We start from the raw sequence: 23,735 nt of genomic DNA, 5'->3' as shown, positions 1-23,735 counted from the left end.
GAGCGGCGCGCCCCGCCGTCAGCCCGCCTCTGGCAGCCAGACGGTGAAGACCGCCCCGCCGTCCGGCGCATTGGCGGCGGTGATCAACCCGCCCGCCCGCTGCACGATGCTTTGCGAGATCGACAGGCCCAGCCCGGTGCCTTCGCCGCGGCGGGTGGTGAAGAAGGGATCGAAGAGCGACGGCAGGTTCTCTGGCGGGATGCCAGGCCCGGTATCGCGCACCACCAGCGCCACGCCCGGCAGGCCGTCCCGCGCCTCTTCGGAGAGCAAAAGCGAAAGACGCCCTGTCTCGCCCATCGCCTGCGCCGCGTTGAGGATGAGGTTGATCACCACCTGCTGCATCTCGCCCGCGTCGATGGCCACCTGCGGCAGGGCGGGCAGTTCGGTCTCGACCGTGATCGCGCCCTTGCTCAGCGCGTGCTCGACCAGCAGCAGGGAATCCTCGACCAGAGGCGCCAGATCGACGGTCTCGCCGCAGTCAGAGAACTCGGCAGGGCGGGCGAATTTCAGCAGTTTTCCGACGATGGCCTCCATCCGCATGATCTGCCGGTCGATGAGCGACAGCTCGGTCTCGACTTGCGCGGCGGCCTCGCCCAGTTCCATGCGGATCACCTCGACGTTGCCCTGGATCACCGCCATCGGGTTGTTGATCTCATGCGCAACCCCTGCAGTGATTTCGCCGATCGAGGCGAGTTTCTCGCTCATCACGAGCTGGCGGTAGGTGTCTTCGAGCTTGGCATTGGCCTCGCGCAGTTCGGCTGTGCGCTGATCGACCCGGTCCTCCAGCTCCTCGGCCCAGGCCCGCAGTTTCAGGTCCCGGTCCTGCACCTGATCGAGAAGCCCGTCGAGATGCGCCGCCACCTGGCCGATCTCGTCCAGTCCCACCGGGCCGATGCGCGCCGAGAGGTTGCCCCGGCCCACCCGCCGCATGGTGTGGGTCATCCGCTCGAGCGGGGCGAAGATGCCCTTGGCCATCCACAGGAACACCGGCGCGGAAAGCGCCAGCACCGCCGCGAAGGCCGCCATCATCCACAGGTAGGCGGCGCGCTTGGCCTCGGCGAAAGGCGCCTCGAGGAAGCCGACGTAGAGCATGCCAACCCGCTTGCCGAAACTGTCGGTGAGCGGCAGATACCCCGAGATGTACCAGTCGTTGACCACGAAGGCGCGGTCGAGCCAGGTCCGCCCCTCGCCCAGCACCGCCTGCCGCACCGATGCCGAGACCCGCGTGCCGAGCGCCCGCACGTCCTCGAACAGCCGCACGTTGGTCGAGATGCGCACGTCGTCGAGGAAGAGCGTCGCGGTGCCCTGCCGCGCGCCGCCGGTGACCGGGTTGAGATAGACCAGCGCATTGATCGCATCGATGAAGCCGAGGTTGCTGTTGAGCAGGATGCCCCCGACCAGCACGCCCTCGCGACCCGGCAGCGAGACCGGGCTGGCTGCATGAACCACCATGCCGCGGTCTTCGACCCTGCGCTCGGTGGGCACGGCGGCCTGTGTCTTGATCAGATCGATACGCGCCCGGGCCGCGAGGTTGCGCGGCAGCGCCGCGAGCGCCTCGTCCGGGAAGATGTCGATGGCGGTGCGGGTCGTGCCCTGCCCCGCGGCGGCGATCACCGGCCAGTCGGCGGCGGCCTCGGGCACCTCGGAGGCTGGCAGGTAGTAGAGGAAATCCAGGAGCAGTTCAGAGCGTTTGTTGAGCAGGAACTGCCGGTCCGGCACGCCGTCTGCAAAGGCTTCGGCAAAGGCGACGGAGCCCGACACCCCCGACAGCTCTTCGCCGGTGCGCGCCATGAGCTGCGAGAGGTATTGCTCGGCGATGCGCAGGTCGCTCTGCACGTTGGCCGCCAGCACCTTGTCGTAATCCTCGGTCCAGCGGGTCATGCCGAGCAGCAGCAGGAGCGGCATCAGCAGGACCAGCGGCGCAAGCGCAAGGATCAGCAGGCGCAGGCGGACGGAGATCATCGGGCGGGACTTGGCTTTCATGTCGGAGCGAGCCTAGCACGGCCCTCGCCCCCGGTCAGTCTGGATCGTCGGGCCCGATTTGGGGGCCGGATTTGGGCGCGGCTCAGTGGTGGTGGTCGTGCGGGTCGTCGAGCGAGCCGTGAATGGCGAACTGCTCGAGCCCGGCGTCGCTGGCCTCGATCACCCGGTAGCTTTCGCGCACCCCGGCCTCGGTCAGCTCGCGGGCGACGGTGAGCAGGGTGTTGGCCGGGTGGTCGTCGCAGAGCTCGACCATCTGCGCCAGCTCTTCGGCGGCGACCGGGCGCGCGGCCTCGACCGAAGGCGCGCCGTAATAGGTCACGAAGTGCTCGGCCAAGAGGTCGGTCAGCGCCTGCATCTCGGCGGGCTCGGCATTGGTCACCGCGACGAAGGTCACCCGGCCGAAGGTCTCGAGCCCCAGCCAGCCGTTGGCAAAGGCCTGTCGCGCCTTGCCGGTAAGATCGCCCTCGGTCCAATTGGAGAACTCGAAGCCGCCCGAGATGCACCATTCCCCGGTGCGGGCGGGCGAGGCGAAGACACGGGTGTCGCTTTCGTCGAAATGGATGGCGCGGGCGAGCTTCATGCAAAATCCTTCAAGGGGCGGGCTCAAGCAGGGTGGTGAGCGGAATGAGATGGGTGGTCTCGCCGTCGCGCAGCAACATGCCGAAGTCCTCGTCGACGCCGAGGAAGGTGCCGGAAAGCCCGTTCTGCGTGACCTCCTCGCCCATGTCCTGCGCCAGTGCGCGCCAGTCGGTGTGCAGCGCGCGGCTGCCCTCGTCCTCCCAGCGGTTGACCCAGTTCAGCGTGTGACGCGCCCAGGCTTCCAGCAACGCGGGCGGCTGCACCTCGGCGCAGCCCTCGGCGAAGAGCGAGGTCTGGTCGGGGGTGTCGCCGGGACGGTCGCTCTCGGGGATCAGCGGCAGGGTGAAGCCGATGACCAGCCAGTCCGGCACTTGGGCGGGATCGCTCGTCGAGGCCATGCAGCGGAACCGCCCGCAGGCGGCGCCGTTGATCCGGATGCCGCCGTCCCAGTCCAAGTGCACCGAGACCTCGGGCGGCGCCATGACGCCAAGCGCGTTCTGGAAACCGACGCCGCAGAGCGGCAGCATCGACAGGGCCTGCTTGAGCGGCACCTCGGGGGCAAAGACCAGCGCGCCCTGAAGCACATCGGCGGTTATGCGATAGGCGACCAGCCCGGCATCGCAGCCCAGAAGGGCGCGCTGGCAGGCGTGGTCAAAGGCATCAGTGGTCACCTCCTCGCCCCACAGAAGGGGCGGGAAGGCAAGCGCGTCGGTGGTGCTCATGCCACCCCCTGCGCCACCAGCGCGGATGCGATCGCATGGAACGCCTGTGCCTGCGCGCTGTCGGGCTGGCTCACCACGATCGGCGCGCCGCCGTCCGAGGCGAGGCGGATCTGCAGGTCGAGCGGCACCTCGGCGAGCAGCGGCACGCCGAGCTTCGCCGCCTCGGCGGCGACGCCGCCATGGCCGAAGACATGCTCTTCATGGCCGCAGTTCGAGCAGACGTGGGTGCTCATGTTCTCCACCATGCCGAGGATCGGCACGTTCAGTTGCTTGAACATGTCGATGCCCTTGCGCGCATCGAGCAGCGCCACGTCCTGCGGCGTGCTGACCACGATGGCCCCGTCCACATGCGCCTTCTGGCTCAGCGTCATCTGCACGTCGCCGGTGCCCGGCGGCAGATCGACGATCAGCACGTCGAGCGCGCCCCATTGCACCTGCATCATCATCTGCTGCAGCGCGCCCATCAGCATCGGGCCGCGCCAGACCACCGCCTGATCCTCGTTGGTCATCAGGCCGATCGACATCATGGTGACGCCGTGGTTGCGCAGCGGCAGGATGGTCTTGCCGTCGGGCGAGGCAGGACGGCCCGAGACACCCAGCATGCGCGGCTGGCTCGGCCCGTAGACATCGGCATCCAGCAGACCTACGCGCCGCCCCTGCTGCGCGAGCGCGCAGGCGATGTTGGACGAGACGGTGGACTTGCCGACCCCGCCCTTGCCCGAGGCAATCGCGATGATGTGGTTTACCCCCGGGATGCGCTGCGGGCCTTGCGGCTCGGCCTTGCGCATCTTCAGATCGGGCGGCGCCTTCTCGGTGTGGCCGGTCAGCACGATCGAGACCGCCGAGACACCCTCGGTGGCCTTGAGCGCGTTCTCGGCCTGATCCTTGATCTTGGTGTAGGCGGCGCTCTGGCTGGGCGGGATCTCCATGACGAAACGCACCGCGCCCGCCTCGTCCACATTCAGCGCGCGCACGACGCCGCTCGACATGATGTCGCCGCCCGCAACCGGATCGGCGACGCTCTTCAGGACGGCCTGAACCGCCTCTCTGCTGGCTGGCAAGGGTTTACTCCTGTCCCTTGATCTCGCCCGTGACCTCATGGGTCAGACCGAGCTCTTCGATGGTGATCACGGCTTTCACGGCAAAACTCTTCCCGGCCGTGTCGCTGCCGCGCATGGCCTCCTCGATGGCCTGCTGCGAGGTGACGCCCACCTGCTTGAGGAACTTGCGCATGGACATGTTGAAATCGTCGCTCATTCGGGCCTCCTGTGGCTCGGCATTCAGTGGTCGCGCCGTTTGCTGAGGTAATCGTCCGTGGTCCGGGGACGCGGACGCTCGCCGGCGGCAAACGGGTTGTCCTGCGCATGATACTGCGCATTCACCCGGCAGTCGTCACACATCTGGATCATCCGCAGCTTGTCGCCGCCGAACATGGCGTGGGACTGAAGCTTTTCGGTGATCCGGTCAATGGTCGATTTCACCCCGAAAAGCGTGCCGCACTCGATGCAGGCAAAGGGCTCTTCCTCGTTGACCACGCGCTGCTCGAGCGCCTCGTCGCTGAGCAGAAGGCGCGGCTCGTAGGTGATCGCATCCTCGGGGCAGACGTTGGCGCAAAGCCCGCACTGCAGGCAGGCGTCCTCCTGGAAGCGCAGCTGCGGCAGGTCCGGGTTGTCGCCGAGCGCGCCGGAGGGGCACAGCGAGACGCAGGACAGGCACAGCGTGCAGGCGTCGGTATCGACCAGCACGGCGCCATAGGGCGCGCCCTCGGGCAGCGGAAGGCTCTCGGCACCGGGATGCAGCGCCTTCGCCGCCTGCCGGGTGATCTGGCGGCGGGTGCCCATCGGGCGCACCGGCGTGGCGACCGGCGCGGGGGCCTCTTCGGCGTAGAGCGCGGCGGACATGGCGTCGGGATCCGGTGTTTCCAGCAGGCGCACCTTGCCGCCACCGCTGATCGCATCCGACAGCGCCACCTGCGCCTGCAGCGCCGGCAGGTCGGCCCCCGGCCCTGGCAAGATTGTGACCGAGGCAAAGCCGGCGGCCAGCGCAGCCACGCTCTCGGCATGGCCGAAGGCGCCGATGGCGCGGATTTCCAGCGGGATCACGTCGGCGGGCAGCCCGTCGCCGTGGCGCGCCGAAAGCCGGATCATCTCGGCCCCATGCGCGTCGTGCACCAGAAGGCGCGGCGCTTGGCCCCCAGCGTCGAGGAAGGTCTTGGCCAGCGTCTGCACGCGGCGCATGGTGAGATCCACCGGCGGCGCATCGTAGCTGATCGCCCCCGACGGGCAGGCCGAAGAACAGGCCCCGCAGCCGGCGCAAATCATCGGATCGACCGTTACATGCTCGCCATCGGGCGAGATCGCCCCGGTGGGGCAGAGGTCGAGGCAATTGGTGCAGCCGGTCTGGCCCGCGCGGGAATGGGCGCAAAGCAGAGATTCGAGCCGCACGTAGAGCGGTTTCTCGAATGTGCCGACAAGGTGCGACGCCGCCATGACCGCTGCCGCCACCGCCTGCGGGCGCCCGGGATCGGCGCGCAGGTAGCCCTCGCGCTTTTCATGCGCCGGGAAGAGCGGCGGCTCGCGGCGCAGGTCGAGGATCACGTCGCACTGCGACACGCCACCATCACGTGGCTCGGTCAGGGTGAAGCTGCCGCGCCCGCCGGGCTCCACCTGGCGCAGCGCATCGATGGTCACCTTGAACTGGCCAAGCGCGCCCTGGGCCTTGCGCAGACGACCGGTGACCACGTCGAAGGCGCGGGTGTCGGGGATCTCGTCCGCCCGCTCGAGCAGCACCGTCACGCCAAGATGCGGGGCCAGCTGCGCTGCCGCCTCGAGCGCTACCTCCGGCGCGCCGAGGATCAGGCACAGCCCCTCGGAGATGACGTCGAGGGTCTTCTCCGGTGCCGCGGGCAGCATGGCCTCGGCGGCGAGGGCGGACATTTTGGGTAGTTTGGATGCGCCGTCGGCGCTCCAGCCGGCGCGGTCGCGCAGGTCGAGCAGCGGCGCGGCCTCCACCTCCAGCTCCTCGGCCAACGCCTCGAAGGTGCGGCTCTCCTGGGTGCAGCAGAGGACAACATTCCCCTGCGTCAATCCCTTGGCGGCGCGCTCGATCTGGCTGGTGCAGAGTGCCTTGCAGGGCGGCGCGACCTCGAATCCCGTGGCTTTGGCGAGTGCCTCGGCATCGATGGACTGCGTGCCCATACAATCACATGTAATCAAGGTCTTGGTCATGACTTCCTTCCTGGCGAACGGCGCGGATCCGGGCCGTTTTGCGCTCGGTATTGGGGCTAGCTAGCCCCGATTCGCCCTATCCCACAACTCAATTCCGCGAGCGGAAAGCCGCCCACGACCAGACCTCTGCACCGCTCCGCGCCGGTGTGATTCGCATGCCGCGTCGCAGCACCTTTTCGGAGTAAAAAGGTCGGATTGGACAGTTTGACCTTGCCGCATTTTTGCCCCCTCGACGACTACCCAAAATGTCCACCATCGGTCACAGAATACCGCTGTGCACAAATTGGCCCTTCCCCGAGGCGCTCTAGTTGCTTCAATCACAGTGGGAGGAAGGATACATCACTGTGACAGGTCATCCGAGCAACGATCAATACATGCCCGTGGGGGTGGTCCTGCGCCGCACTCCCGGCGTCACCCGGTGGGCCAAGTGGGCCTGGCGGGCCGTTGCCGTACTGCCCGGCGCCGGCCCTGCCGACTGGCGCGAGCTGCGCCGCGAGGGCGATGCGGTCGAGTATCACGCCGCGACGCTCTCGCTCGAGCTCTACCGTGCCGAAACCGAGGCCTACCTGCATGGCATCACTGCCCGCGAACCCAGCGTCTACGTCGTGATGCGCAAGACCCTCGGCGAACACCCCTTCGAGGTCGTGCTGATCACCGCCTCTCCCTACGAGGCGCAGGACTATTGCGACAGCGGCGAGGACATCGTCGAGAAGGTGCCGATGCCCGCCGGGCTGCTGGCCTGGGTCGGCGATTTCGTCGAGCGTTACCACGAAGAGGAAGAATTCGTGAAACGCCGCCGGGATCGTGCCAAGGTGGATGGCCAGCAGGACGGCATCGGCGATCCGCGCATTTCCAAGCCCGCAGATATCTACGCCTCGCCCGCCCTGAAAAGAGGGAGGCTGCAATGAAGGATTTCTGGTCCCGCCGAAAAGCCGCCGTCGCGGCCGAGACCCGCTCCGACGAGCAGGCGCAGGACACCGCCCGCCGCGCAGAGACCGAGGCGCAACTGGCCGAGCGCAGCGACGAGGAACTGCTGGCCGAGGCCGGGCTTCCCGCGCCGGAAGAGATCACCGACGGCGAAATGGTCCGCAAGTTCCTCGAGTCGCAGTTGCCCAAGCGGCTGAAGAACCGCGCCCTGCGTGCCCTCTGGCGGTCGAACCCGGTGCTGGCCTGCCTCGATGGGCTGAACGACTATGACACCGACTTCACCGGCGTGACCCCTGCTGCCGACTTCAAGACGACCTATCAGGTCGGCAAGGGGCTGCTGGCGCATCTCGAATACGTCGGACGACAGCAGACCGAGACCGAGAGTGCCGAGCCCCAGGCGGAGGAGGATCAGGCCGAGATTGCCGACGCCGACAGCACGTCGATCCGCGCACCTGAAACCCTCGGCCCGACCATCGAGGCGCAGCCGGAGATCCCGCCGCTGCATACCACCGAGCCGCAGGTGGCCGAGGCCGCCCAAATTGACCCCGAGCCCGAGGAAAGCGCCCTGCCCGCCAGCGCGCGCCGCATGCGCTTTTCCTTCGAGGCCAGCTGATGACGGACACGCCTGACATGACCGCAGCCGCACAAGCCACTGCCCCGAAGATCGCCGACGAGGACCGCCTGCGCGCCGACCTCTACAACTTCCTCGGCCTGCTCCTCTCCCGGCCCGCCGACCAGGGTCTGATCGATCAATGCGCCGGGCTGACCGGCGATGCCAGCCCGATCGGCGAGGCGGTGACCACGCTGGCAAAGGTGGCGAAGATCTCCAAACCCAAGGCGGTGGAGAGCGAGTACAACCGCCTCTTCATCGGTCTCGGGCGCGGCGAGCTGCTGCCCTATGCCTCCTACTACCTGACGGGCTTTCTGAACGAGAAGCCGCTCGCCCTTCTGCGCCAGGACATGACCGCGCGTGGCCTCGCCCGCGCCGAGAACGTCTTCGAGCCCGAGGACAACATCGCCTCGCTGATGGAGATGATGGGCGCGATGATCGTCGGGCGCTTCGGCACCCCGGCCACGCTGAGCCAGCAGAAGAGCTTCTTCAACAAGCACATCGCCCCCTGGGCGAGCCATTTCTATTCGGATCTCGAGGGCGCCAAGAACTCGGTCTTCTATGCCCCGGTCGGACGTCTCGGCCGGGCCTTCATGGAGATCGAGACCGAAGCCTTCCGGATGAGCGCGGAGTGATCCGCACAAGGGCGGGCAACCGCCGCAACCCTGAGAGAGGAGGTCTCTCGATGAAGCGGAAAGACGAGGAGGCGACCAGCCGCCGCGATTTCCTGAAACTGGCCTCGACGGCAGCGCCGCTTGCGGCGGTCGCCGTGGCGACCACCACCGGGACCGAGGCGGAAGCCGCCGAGCCCGACCTGTCGTCGAACAAGATGCAGGACACCGCGCACACGCGCGCCTATTACGCCGCCGCCCGGTTCTGACCGGACGAGGCACTTCCCGCCAAGGACGACTGGTTGCGTGACGCCCGACTGTCCGAGGCACCCGATCAACACCAAGCAAGCCAGGCACCATGCGGGGGCCTAGCGCGCAAGGGGAGAGAGAAACATGTTGAGGAAAAAGACCAACGGGGTTGCGCGACGCCCCCAGCGGACAAGTATCCTTTCCGAAGTGGCGAACACTTCGGTTGACCGTCGCGCCTTCCTGCGCGGGTCCGGTCTGGCGATCGGCGGCCTTGCGGCCGTGGCCGCCACCGGAGGTACGGTAACCCAGGCCACCGCGGCCACCGCCACCGGCGGCGAGATCAAAACGGTGAAATCCGTCTGCACCCACTGCTCGGTCGGCTGTACCGTGATGGCAGAGGTGCAGGGCGGCGTCTGGATCGGGCAGGAGCCCGGCTGGGACAGCCCGTTCAACCTCGGCTCGCATTGCGCCAAGGGCGCCTCGGTGCGCGAGCACGCGCATGGCGAGCGGCGCCTGAAGTACCCGATGAAGAAGGTGGGCGGCGAATGGCAGCGCATCTCTTGGGAGCAGGCGATCAACGAGATCGGCGACCAGATGCTGTCGATCCGCGACAGCTCCGGCCCTGACTCGGTCTACTGGCTGGGCTCGGCCAAGCACAGCAACGAGCAGGCCTACCTGTTCCGCAAGTTCGCCGCCTACTGGGGCACGAACAACGTGGATCACCAGGCCCGGATCTGCCACTCGACCACGGTTGCGGGCGTTGCGAACACATGGGGCTACGGCGCCATGACCAACTCCTACAACGACATCCACAATTCCAAGGCCATCTTCATCATCGGCGGCAACCCGGCCGAGGCGCACCCCGTCTCGCTGCAGCACGTGCTGAAGGCCAAGGAACAGAACAACGCGCCGCTGATCGTCTGCGACCCGCGCTTCACCCGCACCGCCGCCCACGCGGACGAATACGTGCGGTTCCGTCCGGGTTCGGACGTGGCGCTGGTCTGGGGCCTGCTGTGGCACATCTTCGAGAACGGCTGGGAAGACAAGGACTTCATCCGCAGCCGCGTCTGGGGGATGGATCAGATCCGTCCCGAGGTCGCCAAGTGGACCCCGGACGAGGTCGAGCGTGTGACCGGCGTGCCGGGCAGCCAGCTCGAGCGCGTGGCGCGGACGCTGGCCAACAACCGTCCGGGCACCGTGATCTGGTGCATGGGCGGCACCCAGCACACCAACGGCAACAACAACACCCGCGCCTACTGCATCCTGCAGCTGGCCCTCGGAAACATGGGCACCGCCGGCGGCGGCACCAACATCTTCCGCGGCCATGACAACGTGCAGGGCGCGACCGACCTCGGCGTGCTCGCCGACACGCTGCCGGGCTACTACGGCCTGACCGCGGGCGCATGGGCGCATTGGGCGCGTGTCTGGGGAGAGGACCTCGACTGGCTCAAGTCCCGCTTCGCCATGCTGAAAGGCAAGGACGGCAAGGACAAGGAGATGATGGGGCTGACCGGCATCCCCGTCTCGCGCTGGATCGACGGCGTGCTCGAGGCGAAGGAAAACCTCGAACAGCCCGACAACACCCGCGCGATGGTCTTCTGGGGCCACGCCCCCAACTCGCAGACCCGCCTCAAGGAAATGAAGACGGCGATGGAGAAGCTCGACCTCTTGGTCGTGGTGGACCCCTATCCCACCGTCTCGGCGATCCTGCACGACCGGACCGACAACACCTACCTGCTGCCGGCCGCGACGCAGTTCGAGACCTACGGCTCGGTCACCGCGTCGAACCGCTCGCTGCAATGGCGTGACAAGGTGGTGGACCCGCTCTTCGAGTCCCTGCCCGACCACATCATCATGCACAAGTTCGCCACCAAGTTCGGCTTTGCGGATCGCATGTTCCGCAACATCGAGGTGAACGGCGAGGAGCCGCTGATCGAGGATCTGACCCGCGAGTTCAACAAGGGCATGTGGACGGTGGGCTACACCGGCCAGTCGCCGGAGCGCCTCAAGACGCACATGGCGAACCAGCACACCTTCGACCGCACGACGCTGCGCGCGAACGGTGGCCCCGCGGATGGCGACTTCTACGGGATGCCGTGGCCCTGCTGGGGCACTGCCGAGATGAACCACCCGGGCTCGGCCAACCTCTATGACATCTCTCTGCCGGTGGCCGAGGGCGGTCTGCCCTTCCGCGCCCGCTACGGCGTGGAGCGCAACGGTGAGAACCTCCTCGCCGAAGGCTCCTACACCGTCGGGTCGGAGATCGAGGATGGCTATCCCGAGTTCACCATGCAGATGCTGATCGATCTCGGCTGGGACAAGGATCTCACCCCCTACGAGCGTCGGATGATCGAGTGGGTCGCCGGGTACACGGACTCGCGTCCAGAGACCGACACCGAAGTTGGCGAGCAGTCGCAGACCGGCCCCTACCCCTCGGACTTCGCCGAGCAGATCGGCGGCGTGAACTGGAAGACCGACCTTTCGGGCGGCATCCAGCGCGTGGCGATCAAGCATGGCTGCGCCCCCTACGGCAACGCCAAGGCCCGCTGCGTGGTCTGGACCTTCCCGGATCCGATCCCGCTGCACCGCGAGCCGCTCTACACCAACCGGCGCGACCTGGTGGAAGACTACCCGACCTACGAGGACAAGACCTTCTGGCGGGTGCCGACCATGTACGCCTCGATCCAGAAGAACGACTTCTCGAAGGACTATCCGATCATCCTCACCTCCGGCCGACTGGTCGAATACGAGGGTGGCGGCGACGAGACACGGTCCAACCCGTGGCTCGCCGAGCTCCAGCAGAACATGTTCGTCGAGATCAACCCGCGCGACGCCAACAACCTTGGTGTGCGTGACGGGGCGGACGTGTGGGTCGAGGGCCCCGAGGGCGGCAAGGTCAAGGTCATGGCCATGGTCACCCCGCGGGTCGGAGAGGGCGTTGCCTTCATGCCCTTCCACTTCGGTGGCCATTTCGAAGGGGTCGACCAGCGGTCGAAATACCCCGACGGGGCGGACCCGATCGTGCTGGGCGAATCCACCAACACCGCGCAGACCTATGGCTACGACTCCGTCACGCAGATGCAGGAGACCAAGGCCACACTCTGCAAGATCATGCCGGCGTAAGGAGAGCGAGACATGGCACGAGCTAAATTCCTCTGCGATGCCGAACGCTGCATCGAGTGCAACGCCTGCGTCACCGCGTGCAAGAACGAGCACGAGGTGCCGTGGGGCATCAACCGTCGGCGGGTGGTGACCATCCAGGACGGCCAGCCGGGCGAACGCTCGATCTCGGTCGCCTGCATGCACTGCTCGGACGCGCCCTGCATGGCCGTCTGCCCGGTGGACTGCTTCTACCAGACCGAAGAAGGTGTGGTGCTGCACTCCAAGGACCTGTGCATCGGCTGCGGCTACTGCTTCTACGCGTGCCCCTTCGGCGCGCCGCAGTACCCGCAGGCGGGCAACTTCGGCTCCCGCGGCAAGATGGACAAGTGCACCTTCTGCAACGGTGGTCCGGAAGAGAACAATTCCGCGGCCGAGTTCCAGAAGTACGGGCGCAACCGGATCGCCGAGGGCAAGCTGCCCATCTGCGCCGAGATGTGCTCGACCAAGGCCCTGCTGGCCGGTGACGGCGACCAAGTGTCGGCGATCTACCGCGAGCGCGTGGTGGCCCGTGGCTTCGGCTCGGGCGCCTGGGGCTGGGGCACCGCCTACGACGAAAAGGCCAACTGAGCCAAGGACGGCGGGCTTTCGGGCCCGCCGGCAACGCAACGAAGTCCCGCGCGGGGCGGCGCCTGCCGCCGTTCCGCGCGATTCTCGCGTGACCCTACTTCATGGAGACGACCATGCTGCGCCACCTGCTGGCACTTTTCGCACTGGTCCTGCTGACCGCCGCCCCGCTGGGCGTCGCGGCGCAGGGCACTCTTCTTCCGCCCGAGCCCGACCGCTCCGCCACCGGCGGCGCGCAGACGCTCGAGGACATCATGCGCAGGCAGGCAGGCATCAAGGTCGATGACAGCTTCCGGCGCGAGAACATCGGCGGCGATGCCGTCAACGCTCCGGGCATGGGGCCGCTCGGCGGCGCCTCGGACCCGGACCTCTGGCGCGCCCTGCGCTACAACGAGGCCGACGTGCGCGCCTCGACGATCAACCCCAACGGCAAGGTGCTGATCCAGGACGGCGGCATGTGGTGGCTGACCTTCCGCCAGGGCCCGCTGGCCACCTACGGCGGCTGGCTGCTGCTCGGCACCATCGGCGTGCTGGCAGTGTTCTTCCTGCTGCGCGGCCGCATCAAGATCGACGGCGGCAAGACTGGCAGCACCGTGCTGCGCTTCAAGTGGATCGAGCGTTTCGCCCACTGGACGCTGGCCGGCTCCTTCCTGCTGCTCGGCTTCACCGGGCTCTTCACCCTCTTCGGGCGCAAGTACCTCGTGCCGCTGCTGGGCCATGACTTCAACGCCGCGCTGCTGCACTACTCGAAGCTGATCCACAACAACGTCAGCTGGGCCTTCATGCTGGCGCTGATCATGGTCTTCGTCATGTGGGTCTGGCACAACATCCCCGACCGCACCGACATCACCTGGTTCGCCCAGGCCGGCGGCATCATCGGCAAGAAGCACCCGCCCGCGAAGAAGTTCAACGCCGGCCAGAAGATCATCTTTTGGAGCGTGATCCTGCTCGGGGCCTCGGTCTCGGTCTCGGGGCTGTCGCTGCTCTTCCCCTTCGACATGCCCCTCTTTGCCCACACCTTCTCGGTGCTCAACGACTGGGGCGTGCCCGGCTGGTTCGGCATGGACACCTTCCCCGTCGAGCTCGCCCCGCAGGAGGAAATGCAGTTCGCGCAGCTCTGGCATGCCATCGTCGCCTTCCTGCTGATGGCGGTCATCATCGGCCACATCTACATCGGCACGATCGGCATGGAGGGCGCCTATGACGCCATGGGCTCCGGCCAGGTCGACGAGAACTGGGCGCATCAGCACCACTCGATCTGGTACGAGAAGGTCAAGGAGCGCGAGGCCGCCGAAGGTCATGGGTCGGCCCGCAAGTCGGCCACGCCCGCGGAGTGACCGAGATGGGCCGCCTGGCCTTGATCCTGAGCCTGATGCTCTGCGCCGCCCCCGCGGCGGCGCAGGAGTTCGCCACTCTGAAGGGCCACGGCGGACCGATCATGGGCATCGCCGTTTCTCCCTCGGGGCAGGTGGCGACCGGCAGTTTCGACAATTCCGTGGGTCTTTGGGACGCGCTCACGCCGACTTGGCTCGAGGGACATGCGGCGGCGGTGACCGCCCTGGCCTGGGGGCCCGAAGGCACGCTGGTCTCGGGCGGCGACGATTTCGCCGTGCGCGCCTGGGGCGATCCCCCGCGCGTGATGGGCCAGCACCAGGGAAAGGTCGCGGCGCTGGCGGTTTCGCCGGATGCCACGACCGTCGCCAGCGGAAGCTGGGACGGCTCGATCATCCTCTGGCCGCTCGACGGCGGCGAGGACACAAGCGGGGCCACTGGCGCGGGCACCGCCCTGCCCCCCCCGGGCGCCGGCGTCAACGCCCTGGCGTTCGAGGGGCCCGACACGCTCTATGCCGCGACGATGGCCGGGGCGCTGCTGCGCTATGATCTCACCACCGCAGAGGCACCTCTGGCCATCGCCCAGCATGGCTTCGGCATCAACCGGCTGGCCGTGGGTCCGGGCTGGATCGCCTATGGCGCCGTCGACGGCGGCACCCGGGTGCTCGATCTTGCGAGCGGCGCGCAGCTCGCCGACCTGACGCTCGACCGCCGGCCGATCCTCGCCCTGGCCTACAATGCTCCCTCGCATCAGCTCGCCGTGGGCGACGGCGAGGGGTTCATCATGATCGTCGACACCGAAAGCTGGCAGATCACCCGCGACTTCCGCGCCACCCGGCAGGGGCCGGTCTGGGCGTTGGCCTTCTCGCCCGACGGCACGGTGATCCACGCCGGGGGCCTCGACGATGTCGCCTATGCCTGGCCGGTCGAAGCACTGGACGCCTTCGAGCCCGGCATCACGGGCGAACGCAGCTTCCTGCGCGCTGCCGAGACCATGCCCAACGGCGAGCGGCAATTCATGCGCAAATGCTCGATCTGCCACGCGCTGACCCCCGGCCCCTCGCGCAAGGCGGGTCCGACGCTGCACGGCGTTTTCGGCCGCCGCGCGGGCACGGTGCCGGGCTACAGCTATTCGCCAATCCTCGACGGCTCCGACATAACCTGGACCGAGACCACGATCGACGCGCTTTTCGATCAGGGCCCGGACCACTACATTCCCGGCTCGAAGATGCCCATGCAGGTGATCGCGGGCGGCAGCGACCGGGCCGATCTGATAGACTACCTCAAACAGGCCACCAAAGGAGAGTGACCGCACATGAAAGCCATGTTCACAGGCTTCGCCGCCATCATCGTCATCGGGATCGTCGCCTATTTCGGCCTGCATGAGATGAATTTCTCGTCCGCCGAGGTCTATTCGAGCTCCAACGTCCGGCTCGACGACCACTGAGGCACGCATGACGCCGAAGGACGCCGCCACCGACGACTACGGCCCGACGCTTGCCGGCGCCTCGATCCTCGTGGTCGATGACGAGCCGGGCATGCGCAACTTCCTCGTCAAGATGCTGGGCCCCAAGGTGCAGCGGGTCGAGGAGGCGGGCTCGGCGCTCGAGGCGACGCAGAAACTCGACGCGGCGCATTTCGACCTCGTCATCCTCGACAACGTGATGCCGAGGATGACCGGGCTCGACTGGCTGGCCGAACAGCAGCGCAAGGGGTTCTTTGGCGACACCATCCTGATCACCGCCTATGCGGATCTGGAAACCGCGATCACCGCGCTGCGCGCCGGGGTCAGCGATTTCGTGCTGAAACCCTTTCGCGCCAACCAGATTCTCGGCGCCGTGGCACGCACCCTCGACCGCAAATATCTGCGCCGCGACAACACGCTGCTGCGCCGCGAACTGCGCACCGGGCAATTCCAGGGCAAGCTGCTCGGCAAGTCCGAAGTCATGGTCGCGGTCCGCGCGCTCTTGGCCAAGCTGGCGCCGCTGCCGACCCCGGTGCTCTTCACCGGCGCCAGCGGCACCGGCAAGGAGATGGCCGCGCGGCACCTCCACCAGCTGTCCGACCGCTCGGACAAACCCTTCGTGCCGGTCAACTGCGCCGCCATCGCCCCCGACCGCATGGTGCAGGAGCTTTTCGGCAGCCTCGAGAACGGCGAGCGGCTGAAGCCCGGCCTGTTGCTGCTGGCGGACGGCGGAACGCTATTCCTTGATGAAGTTGCGCAGATGCCCGAGCCGCTGCAGGCGGCGCTGCTGCGGGTGCTCGAGGACCAGCGCATCCGCCCCACCGGCGCCGAGCGCGAGATTCCGCTGAACCTGCGCTTTCTCTTCGCCACCAATGCCGATCTCGAAGCGCTTGTGGCCCAGAACAAGTTCCGCGCCGATCTCTATCACCGCATCAACGTGCTCAACGTCGAGATGCCACCCCTCTCCGACCGCTCCGACGACATCCTCGAGCTGGCCGCGCTGTTCACTCGGCAATTCAGCCAGGCGCTCGGCATGCAAGGGCTCGAGCTTGACGAGCAGACCCTGTTGAAACTGCGCCGCTACGCCTGGCCCGGCAACGTGCGCGAGCTGCGCAACCTGATCGAACGCTCGGTCATCCTTGGCGGCTTCCCCGAAGAGTTCTCGGGCGCGGGCGAGGTGATCGGGGCGCGGGCAATCGAGGATCTCGACCTCGTGGTGCAGCGCCACATCCTGCACATGCTTGACCTCTGCGACGGCAACCGGGCAGAGGCGGCGCGAAGGCTCGGGGTCTCGCGCAAGACCATCGACCGCAAGATGGTACAATGGGGCGAAGAGAGCGTGGCCCCGCCCCAGGCGCTGCGTTAGGCTGGGGCAAAATCCGCCCGAGCAGCCCCCCGGAGTCCCCATGAACAGCCCCCTCACCTTCCACGGATGGCGCAAGGCCGTCGCGGCCGCGCTCCTGGCCTGCGCCTGCTTTGCCTCCCCTGCCGCCGCGCTCGACCGCGGTGCCGTCGAGCGCCAGTTCCGCGGCTGGCTGGAACAGACGGTCTGGCCGCAGGCGGCGCGCAGCGGCGTCTCGCGCGCAACTTTCGAGGCAGCCTTTGCGGGCGTGCATCTCAACTGGGACCTGCCGGACCTCGTGCCCCCCGGCACCAAGCCGCAGACCCCCAAGCGGCAGCGCCAGGCCGAGTTCGGCCAGCCGGCGAAATATTTCAACCGCGGCTCCCTCGACAGCGCCACCTCCATCGGGCGGCAGATGGCGCGGCAGCACGCCTCGGCCCTCGCGGCGACGGAAAAGGCCACCGGTGTGCCCGGCCGGATCATCCTCGGCATCTGGGGGCGCGAAAGTGGCTATGGACGCGTGGCGATCCCGCACAGCGCCTTCGAGGTCCTGGGCACCAAGGGCTTCATGTCCACCCGCGCCGCGTATTTCACTGGCGAGCTGATCGCCGCGCTGCAAATCGCACAAGCCGGGCATGCGCCCGCCGGGGTGATGAAAAGCTCCTGGGCCGGGGCGCTCGGGCAGCCGCAGTTCATGCCATCGAACTTCCTGAAATACGCTGCCGACGGCAATGGTGACGGCCATGCGGACATCTGGCGGTCCGAGGCGGACACCATCGCCTCGATCGGCACCTACCTCGCCAAACACGGCTGGCAGAGCGGGCGCGACTGGGGCTTCGAGGTGCGCGTTCCGGCCTCGGTCTCCTGCACGCTTGAGGGCCCGGATCAGGGCAAGCGGATCTCGGACTGGGAGAAGATGGGGATCAGCCGCGTCTCGGGCCGCCCCTTCCCCGAGCACGAGCGGCGCGGCGAGGGCTTTCTGCTGATGCCCGCCGGGCGGCATGGGCCGGCGTTCATTGTCACCCCCAACTTCTACGTGCTGAAGGATTACAACATGAGCGATCTCTACGCGCTCTTCGTCGGCCACGTGGGGGATCGAATCCAGTACGGGTCCGGCGATTTCAGCGCGGGCTGGGGCAAGGTGGGCGGCCTTTACCGCTCAGACGTTGCCGCCATGCAGCGGGCGCTGGAAAGCATGGGCCATGACGTCGGCGGCGCCGACGGGCTGCCGGGGTTCAAGACCCGCCGCTCGATCGGCCTCTGGCAGGAGGCACAGGGGCGCCCGGCCACCTGTTTCCCCGAGACCGCGATGAAGAGCGCGCTGCGCTAGGCGTTCCAGACCACCTCGCCGAGCCGCGACAGGTCATAGCCCCCAAGGCTTTCGGCACGGCTGCGGAAGGTCTCGGAGCGGCAGAAGGCCATGAGCGTCTGCAGAGGCGGCTCGAAATAAGCCTTTCGGTCGATGAGCAGGTCGAAGCGCTCTTCGATCACCGGCACGAAGGGCAGCCCGTAGGTCCGCGCCACCGACTCGAGGCCGAAGGTCACATCCGCTTCGCCGCGGCGCACGCTTTGCACCGCCTCGTCCTCCGTGCGCTCCAGCGAGGTCAGCGTGACGGTGCCCAGCTCGAGCCCGGCCTCTGCGGCGAGATCGCGCAGCAACCCGGCAGTGCCGGAACTGTCCTGCCGCGGCGCCAGACGCAGTCCCGCAAGATCCGCGAGCACCTGCGGAGCAGGCCCGTCTTGGCGCAGCACCAGCCCGCGCCTCCGGGCCGCGAAGCCCACCAGCACCGCGTTCTGCCCTGAGGCCGCCTCGCGCGCCGCGCCAATGTTCCAGCCGCCCTCGGTATCGCGCACGTGAAGACCCGAGGCGACGCCCTCGCCCGCAGCAAAGCGGGCCAGCCCATCGAGCGAGCCGTCGAAATAGGTGGCAAGCCCGCAGCGCGACTGGCGGATCGCCCAATCGAGCAGAGGATCGTGGGAGCCGAGGAAGACCCCGGGGCGCACCACGGGCGCCGCGACGAACCCGCCCCTTTGCGCGCCCTCGATCCAGGCGCGGATCTCGGCGGCGGGGAAGAGCAGCTTTCCGGTGGCGCGCGAACAGGGAACCTCGCCCGAAGCGGCAAGATCGTAGACCTTGCGCTCCTTCAGGCGGAGCAGATCGGCCAGCTCTCGGACGGTAAGGTATTCGTGGGGATGGTCTGGGGGCGGGCTCTGCAGGTCAGTCATCGTCTCGGGCATGTTGGGGGCGGCACCGTGCCGCCCCCGAACCCTATCAGTTCTTCGGTGCGTTGGGGAAGAACAGCTGCTGGCCCTCGATCTTGTACTCCGCGATGGCCTGCTGGCCCTCGTCCGAGACCAGCCAGTCGGCGAAGTCCTGCGCCGCGTCGATCTTCACCGAGGGGCATTTCTCAGGGTTCACCGGGATCACGCCGTACTGGTTGAAAAGATCCTCGTCGCCCTCGACCTCGACCGCGTAATCCTGCTTGTTCTGGAAGCTGATCCAGGTGGCACGGTCGGTCATCACGTAAGCGCCCATGCCGATACCGGCGTTCAGCGTCGCGCCCATGCCCGACCCGGTTTCGCGATACCAATCGCCCGAGGCCGCCGTGGTGTCGATGCCCGCGGCCTTCCAGAGCGCAACCTCTTTCTTGTGGGTGCCGCTGTCATCCCCGCGCGAGGCAAAGAGCGCGCCCGCCTCGGAGATCTTGGTCAACGCCGCCTCGACGTCGGTCATGCCCTTCACGCCCGCCGGGTCGCTCTCCGGGCCGACGATGACGAAGTCATTGTACATCAGATCCGTGCGCGTGGTGCCGAAGCCTGCCTCGACGAATTTCTCCTCCGACGGCTTGGCGTGCACCAGCAGCAGGTCGCCGTCGCAGTTCTCGGCGTTCTTGATCGCCTGCCCGGTGCCCACGGCGACGACGTTGACGGTGATGCCGCTCTCGCCGGTGTAGATCGGCAGCAGGTAGTCGTAGAGCCCCGAGTTGGCGGTCGAGGTGGTCGACTGCACGATGATCGACTGCTCCTGCGCGAGGGCGCCGCCGGCGAGTCCGAGGGTCAGCGCGGTCGAGGCGATCAGTCTTGCGATGGTCATGAGGAACGTCCTTCTGTCCTTGGTAATCAATAACTTGGTGAGAGTGTGGCCGACGGGTCAGAGCACGATCCGACCCGCGAGATAGTCCCGCGCCGCCGCGCTGCGTGGCTCGGGGAAAAAGACATCGGCGCTGCTGTGCTCGGCGACGCGGCCGCGGTGCAGGAAAACCACCTCGTCGGCCATGCGACGGGCCTGCCCGATGTCATGGGTGACAAAGATGATCCGCGTCCCCCGGTCGCGGGCGGCGGCCACGATGCGCTCGATCACCAGCACCGAGGCGGGATCGAGGCTGGCGGTGGGCTCGTCGAGGAACAGCACCTCGGGATCGATGGCCAGCGCCCGGGCCAATGCCAGCCGCTGCGCCTCGCCGCCCGAAAGCATCCGCGCGGGTTGGCGCGCCTTGTGCAGAAGCCCGACCTCGCGCAGCAGCGCATCGCGGCGCGCGCGGTCGCGGCGCCGGGTCTTCAGCACGAAATCAAGATTGGCAGCCACCGAGCGGCGCAGCAGCACCGGTTTCTGGAACACCAGCGCCTGCCGCGCTGTGGCCCGCGCGGCGGGGGTGCCGTTCCAGCTCACCTCGCCGCCTCCGGGCACCAGCAGCCCGTGCAGCATCTTCAGCAGCAGGCTCTTGCCCGCGCCGTTCGGCCCCATGATCACCGTGCAACCGCCGGTCGCGAGCGTCAGATCCACCCCGTCGAGCAGCGCCGCGCCGCCCGAGGCCAGCCGCAGGCCAGAGACACGCAGGGGCAGAAGCGGGCGTTTCATCGCAGCCTCGTCGCGGGGGCGCGCCACGGGCGGCACGGCGGTGATCGGCAGGTCAGACATGGGTTTGCTCAGACATCGGACACCTCAGACATGCGCCTGCCGTGCCGCGGTCATGCGCAGGGTCTGCACCCCGGCGTTCACCCCGAGCGCCAGAACCAGCAGTATGATCCCCAGCGCCAGCGCCAGCGGCAGGTCGCCCTTGGAGGTCTCGAGCGCGATCGCGGTGGTCATCACGCGGGTCAGGTGGTCGATATTGCCGCCGACGATGATCACCGCGCCGACCTCGGCCACGGCCCGACCAAAGCCCGCCAGCCCCACGGTCAAGAGCGCGTAGCGCCCGTCCCAGAGCAGCGCGGCAATGCTCTGCCAACGCGTGAGGCACAGCGAGCGGAACTGCTCGGCGTATTCGGCGTGCAGGTCTTCCAGCACCTGCCGCGACAGCGCGGCGACGATGGGCACGATGAGGATGGTCTGCGCGAAGATCATCGCGCCCGGCGTGTAGAGCAGCCCCAGAAAGCCGAGCGGTCCCGAGCGGGAGAGGTAGAGATAAACCAACAGGCCGACGACCACCGGCGGCAGCCCCATCAGCGCGTTCATCACGACCAAGACGACACCCCGACCGCGGAACCGGCTCACCGCGACCAGCGCGCCGACCGGCAGGCCGATCACGCAGGCAAGCACCGTGGCGCTAAGGCTGACCCGCAGCGAGAGGCCGACGATCTCGTAGAGATCGGCCTCGCCGGACAGGACCAGCGACAGCGCCAAGTGGAAGGCCTCTCCGATGTTTTGCAAAATTTACCCTCCCTGCGGAAATTTTGCCTCATTCGACTATGCACCCTCTGGCCCATGACGCAAGGGTCGTCAATGGCCTGAACAAGATACGGCCCGCTCAATGGAGCGGGCCGCGGTCTATGGCATACTGCAAAATTTCCCAGGATCTGGCCGAGACGCCTCAGAAAGGCAGGCCGACGTAGTTCTCGGCGAGGTCCTTGCGCGCGGTTTCCGAGTCCGCCAGATGCTGCAGAGTGGCGCGGCGCATCTCCGCGGCGAAGCTGTCCTCGCCCTCGAAACTGTGCAGCATGGTGGTCATCTGCCAGCTGAAGCGCATCGCCTTCCAGATCCGCGCCAGCGCGCGCTCGGAATAGCCGTCGATGCCCGCCGTCTGGCCCGCCTTCAGCGCCGAGATCAGCGCCTCGTGCAGGTAATAGACATCCGAAACCGCGAGGTTCAGCCCCTTCGCCCCGGTCGGCGGCACGATATGCGCGGCATCGCCGACAAGGAACAGCCGGCCCCAGCGCAGCGGCTCCGAGACGAAGCTGCGCAGCGGCGCGATGGATTTCTCGATCGACGGGCCGGTGATCAGCTTGGCGGCCGCCTCCGAGGGGATGCGGCGCTTGAACTCGGTCCAGAAACGCTCGTCAGACCAGTCCTCGACCTTGTCGGTCAGCGGCACCTGCACATAGTAGCGCACCAGGTTCTCGTTGCGCATCGAGGCCAGCGCGAAACCATGCGGTGAGTTGGAATAGATCAGCTCGTCATGCACCGGCGGCGTGCGCGAGAGGATCCCCAGCCAGCCGAAGGGGTAGACCCGCTCGAACTCGCGGCGCTTCTCTTCGGGGATGGTCTTGCGGCTGACGCCGTGGAAGCCATCACATCCGGCCACATACGCGCAGGTGATGCGGTGCCGTTCGCCGTTCAGCGTGTACTCAACCGCGGCCTCGGACGCGTCGAGGTCATGAATGGTCACATCCTCGACCCCGTGGATCACCGTGGTCCCCATCGCGTCTTGCGCTTCGTAGAGGTCATGGGTCACCTCGGTCTGACCGTAGACCATGACCTGCTTGCCGGTGAGCGCCTTGAAGTCGATATGCACCATCAGCTCGGCATCGGTCAGGTAGGTGCCGTCGTGCGGATACCCTTCGGCATCCATGCGCGCGCCGACCCCGGCCTCGCGCAGCAGCTCGACCGTGCCCCATTCGAGGATGCCCGCCCGGATGCGCGACAGCACATGCTCGCGGCTCGACCGTTCGAGCACCACGGTTGCGACCCCGGCCTTGTTCAGCAGCTGCGAAAGCAGCAGGCCCGAAGGGCCGCCGCCGATGATCACGACTTCGGTTTTCATGCAGTCTCCTCCGATAATTGTTGGCAGCCTACGCCCTGCAGGGCCGCGCGCGAATAGACGGGAGCCGCATAGGCTGGTACTATTCATGCATGACCCAGCGTCCAGACATCCCCTTTTTCGATCTCTTCGGTGAGACCGGAGGCTTCCCCGACACGGTGCATTGCGAGCGCATCTGGGACCGGGCAAGACTTCACGATTGGGTGATTTCCCCGCACAGACACGCAGAGATCACCCAGGTTTTCTTCATGCGGCAGGGACACGCCGAGGTCCGGATCGACGGTCAAGACGCGACGCTCGATGACGGGCAGTTCCTCCTGATCCCGGTACAGATCGTGCATGGCTTCGAGTTCCAGAAGCTGAGCGAAGGTCTGGTGCTCTCCTTCCCCGCACCTGTGCTCGCGGGGATGCGGCCCACCTCGCCGGGGCTTGCCGCCCGGCTCTCGCGCCCAGTGGTCGGCACGGCCTCGGACACGCTGGTCACCCTTTCCGAGCAACTCGTCGCTGCCTTTGCCCGCCCCGGCCCCTACCGCGCAAACCTGCTGGTCTCGCTGGCGCAGGCGCTGCTTGCCGAGATCTGCGCGCTGGCCCCGACCGAGGAGGCCGCCGCCCCCGGCGGGGCGAAGATGATGGCGCTCGACCGGCTGATCGCCGAACATCTTGCCGAGGGCTGGCGCGCCGGCGACTACGCCGCGGCCCTGTCGATCACCCCCGGCCATCTCACCCGGATCTGCCGCGCCGCCACCGGCCTCAGCGCCTCGCGCTACATCGAGGGCAAGGTGATGACCGAGGCCAGCCGGATGCTCGCCTTCACCCAGGTGCCCGTGGCCGAGGTCGGCTACCGGCTGGGCTTTGCCGACCCGGCCTATTTCTCCCGCCGCTTCCGCGCGTTGCGCGGCCAGAGCCCGAGCGACTACCGCGGCCGCTTTGTCGGCTGAGCCGCGGCCCACCCGCTTGACCCCGGCGCGCAGAGGCGTATCGCTT

Annotated in this window: 23 protein-coding genes; 12 read left to right on the top strand and 11 right to left on the bottom strand. The window is 67.5% G+C overall.

Annotation, left to right across the window (positions count from 1 at the left end):
• Positions 1-18 precede the first annotated feature (18 nt).
• The 6 genes from G0Q01_RS23310 to G0Q01_RS23285 all read right to left on the bottom strand — a co-directional run bounded on the left by G0Q01_RS23310 (position 19) and on the right by G0Q01_RS23285 (position 6,511).
• The gene (locus G0Q01_RS23310; protein ID WP_164213905.1) at positions 19-1,962 is read right to left on the bottom strand and encodes a HAMP domain-containing sensor histidine kinase; all 1,944 of its coding nucleotides are present in this window, start codon (positions 1,960-1,962) and stop codon (positions 19-21) included.
• A 103-nt stretch (positions 1,963-2,065) separates the two neighbouring features.
• Positions 2,066-2,563 carry a DUF6505 family protein gene (locus tag G0Q01_RS23305; protein WP_164197828.1) on the bottom strand — a complete coding sequence of 166 codons (498 nt, stop codon included), beginning with the start codon at positions 2,561-2,563 and terminating at the stop codon, positions 2,066-2,068.
• Positions 2,564-2,573: 10 nt separating this feature from the next.
• Positions 2,574-3,284 (bottom strand): biotin/lipoate--protein ligase family protein, encoded by a 711-nt coding sequence (locus G0Q01_RS23300; protein WP_164197829.1) that lies wholly within the window; start codon positions 3,282-3,284, stop codon positions 2,574-2,576.
• Complete coding sequence (locus tag G0Q01_RS23295; protein ID WP_108970326.1) at positions 3,281-4,345, bottom strand: Mrp/NBP35 family ATP-binding protein; 1,065 nt, start codon at positions 4,343-4,345, stop codon at positions 3,281-3,283. Before G0Q01_RS23295 ends, G0Q01_RS23300 begins: the two co-directional genes overlap by 4 nt.
• A gap of 4 nt (positions 4,346-4,349) precedes the next feature.
• Positions 4,350-4,541, bottom strand: coding sequence for a DUF6494 family protein (locus tag G0Q01_RS23290; RefSeq protein WP_108970325.1), 192 nt, complete (start codon positions 4,539-4,541; stop codon positions 4,350-4,352).
• Between the two features lie 23 nt (positions 4,542-4,564).
• On the bottom strand, positions 4,565-6,511 hold the full coding sequence (locus G0Q01_RS23285) for a 4Fe-4S binding protein (RefSeq protein ID WP_164197830.1): 1,947 nt from the start codon (positions 6,509-6,511) through the stop codon (positions 4,565-4,567).
• A 374-nt stretch (positions 6,512-6,885) separates the two neighbouring features.
• Between G0Q01_RS23285 and G0Q01_RS23280 the strand changes: the two genes are divergently transcribed.
• The 11 genes from G0Q01_RS23280 to G0Q01_RS23235 all read left to right on the top strand — a co-directional run bounded on the left by G0Q01_RS23280 (position 6,886) and on the right by G0Q01_RS23235 (position 18,103).
• Positions 6,886-7,419: a DUF3305 domain-containing protein gene (locus G0Q01_RS23280; RefSeq protein ID WP_164198049.1), complete on the top strand. Its 534-nt coding sequence runs from the start codon at positions 6,886-6,888 to the stop codon at positions 7,417-7,419.
• Positions 7,416-8,051, top strand: coding sequence for a DUF3306 domain-containing protein (locus G0Q01_RS23275; RefSeq protein ID WP_164197831.1), 636 nt, complete (start codon positions 7,416-7,418; stop codon positions 8,049-8,051). Before G0Q01_RS23280 ends, G0Q01_RS23275 begins: the two co-directional genes overlap by 4 nt.
• Positions 8,052-8,068: 17 nt before the next feature.
• Complete coding sequence (locus G0Q01_RS23270; protein WP_108970322.1) at positions 8,069-8,683, top strand: molecular chaperone; 615 nt, start codon at positions 8,069-8,071, stop codon at positions 8,681-8,683.
• A 50-nt stretch (positions 8,684-8,733) separates the two neighbouring features.
• On the top strand, positions 8,734-8,928 hold the full coding sequence (locus G0Q01_RS23265) for a twin-arginine translocation signal domain-containing protein (RefSeq protein WP_092424675.1): 195 nt from the start codon (positions 8,734-8,736) through the stop codon (positions 8,926-8,928).
• 124 nt (positions 8,929-9,052) lie between these two features.
• Positions 9,053-12,031 carry a formate dehydrogenase subunit alpha gene (locus G0Q01_RS23260; protein WP_164197832.1) on the top strand — a complete coding sequence of 993 codons (2,979 nt, stop codon included), beginning with the start codon at positions 9,053-9,055 and terminating at the stop codon, positions 12,029-12,031.
• Between the two features lie 12 nt (positions 12,032-12,043).
• Complete coding sequence (gene fdh3B / locus G0Q01_RS23255) at positions 12,044-12,637, top strand: formate dehydrogenase FDH3 subunit beta (protein WP_095882707.1); 594 nt, start codon at positions 12,044-12,046, stop codon at positions 12,635-12,637.
• Between the two features lie 113 nt (positions 12,638-12,750).
• Positions 12,751-13,971 carry a formate dehydrogenase subunit gamma gene (locus G0Q01_RS23250; RefSeq protein WP_108970425.1) on the top strand — a complete coding sequence of 407 codons (1,221 nt, stop codon included), beginning with the start codon at positions 12,751-12,753 and terminating at the stop codon, positions 13,969-13,971.
• Positions 13,972-13,976: 5 nt separating this feature from the next.
• Positions 13,977-15,275: a c-type cytochrome gene (locus tag G0Q01_RS23245; RefSeq protein ID WP_164197833.1), complete on the top strand. Its 1,299-nt coding sequence runs from the start codon at positions 13,977-13,979 to the stop codon at positions 15,273-15,275.
• A 6-nt stretch (positions 15,276-15,281) separates the two neighbouring features.
• A complete protein-coding gene (locus tag G0Q01_RS27155; protein ID WP_255455681.1) occupies positions 15,282-15,413 on the top strand; it encodes a hypothetical protein in 132 nt (43 codons plus the stop codon).
• 7 nt (positions 15,414-15,420) lie between these two features.
• Positions 15,421-16,797 (top strand): sigma-54 dependent transcriptional regulator, encoded by a 1,377-nt coding sequence (locus G0Q01_RS23240; RefSeq protein WP_164197834.1) that lies wholly within the window; start codon positions 15,421-15,423, stop codon positions 16,795-16,797.
• Positions 16,798-16,837: 40 nt separating this feature from the next.
• Positions 16,838-18,103, top strand: coding sequence for a lytic transglycosylase domain-containing protein (locus G0Q01_RS23235; protein WP_164197835.1), 1,266 nt, complete (start codon positions 16,838-16,840; stop codon positions 18,101-18,103).
• Here the strand turns inward: G0Q01_RS23235 and G0Q01_RS23230 are convergent.
• The 5 genes from G0Q01_RS23230 to pobA form a co-directional block, all read right to left on the bottom strand.
• Positions 18,100-19,011: a helix-turn-helix transcriptional regulator gene (locus tag G0Q01_RS23230; RefSeq protein ID WP_235940347.1), complete on the bottom strand. Its 912-nt coding sequence runs from the start codon at positions 19,009-19,011 to the stop codon at positions 18,100-18,102. The genes G0Q01_RS23235 and G0Q01_RS23230 overlap by 4 nt on opposite strands.
• A 34-nt stretch (positions 19,012-19,045) precedes the next feature.
• Entirely contained in the window at positions 19,046-19,867 is an 822-nt protein-coding gene (locus tag G0Q01_RS23225) for a substrate-binding domain-containing protein (RefSeq protein WP_164197836.1), read from the bottom strand.
• A 57-nt stretch (positions 19,868-19,924) separates the two neighbouring features.
• Positions 19,925-20,692 (bottom strand): ATP-binding cassette domain-containing protein, encoded by a 768-nt coding sequence (locus G0Q01_RS23220; RefSeq protein ID WP_203595142.1) that lies wholly within the window; start codon positions 20,690-20,692, stop codon positions 19,925-19,927.
• Positions 20,693-20,716: 24 nt separating this feature from the next.
• A complete protein-coding gene (locus G0Q01_RS23215) occupies positions 20,717-21,424 on the bottom strand; it encodes an ABC transporter permease (RefSeq protein ID WP_164197837.1) in 708 nt (235 codons plus the stop codon).
• A gap of 160 nt (positions 21,425-21,584) precedes the next feature.
• Positions 21,585-22,754, bottom strand: a complete 1,170-nt coding sequence (gene pobA / locus G0Q01_RS23210) for a 4-hydroxybenzoate 3-monooxygenase (protein WP_164197838.1) — start codon at positions 22,752-22,754, stop codon at positions 21,585-21,587.
• 89 nt (positions 22,755-22,843) lie between these two features.
• Between pobA and G0Q01_RS23205 the strand changes: the two genes are divergently transcribed.
• A complete protein-coding gene (locus tag G0Q01_RS23205) occupies positions 22,844-23,689 on the top strand; it encodes a helix-turn-helix domain-containing protein (protein WP_164197839.1) in 846 nt (281 codons plus the stop codon).
• Positions 23,690-23,735: the final 46 nt, after the last annotated feature.

The sequence above is a fragment of the Salipiger sp. PrR007 genome (assembly GCF_010499845.1).
GTDB classification, from domain to species: Bacteria; Pseudomonadota; Alphaproteobacteria; order Rhodobacterales; family Rhodobacteraceae; genus Salipiger; species Salipiger pacificus_A.
The sequence above is the reverse complement of the archived record's forward strand: the minus strand, read 5'-3'. Positions and strand labels throughout refer to the sequence as shown.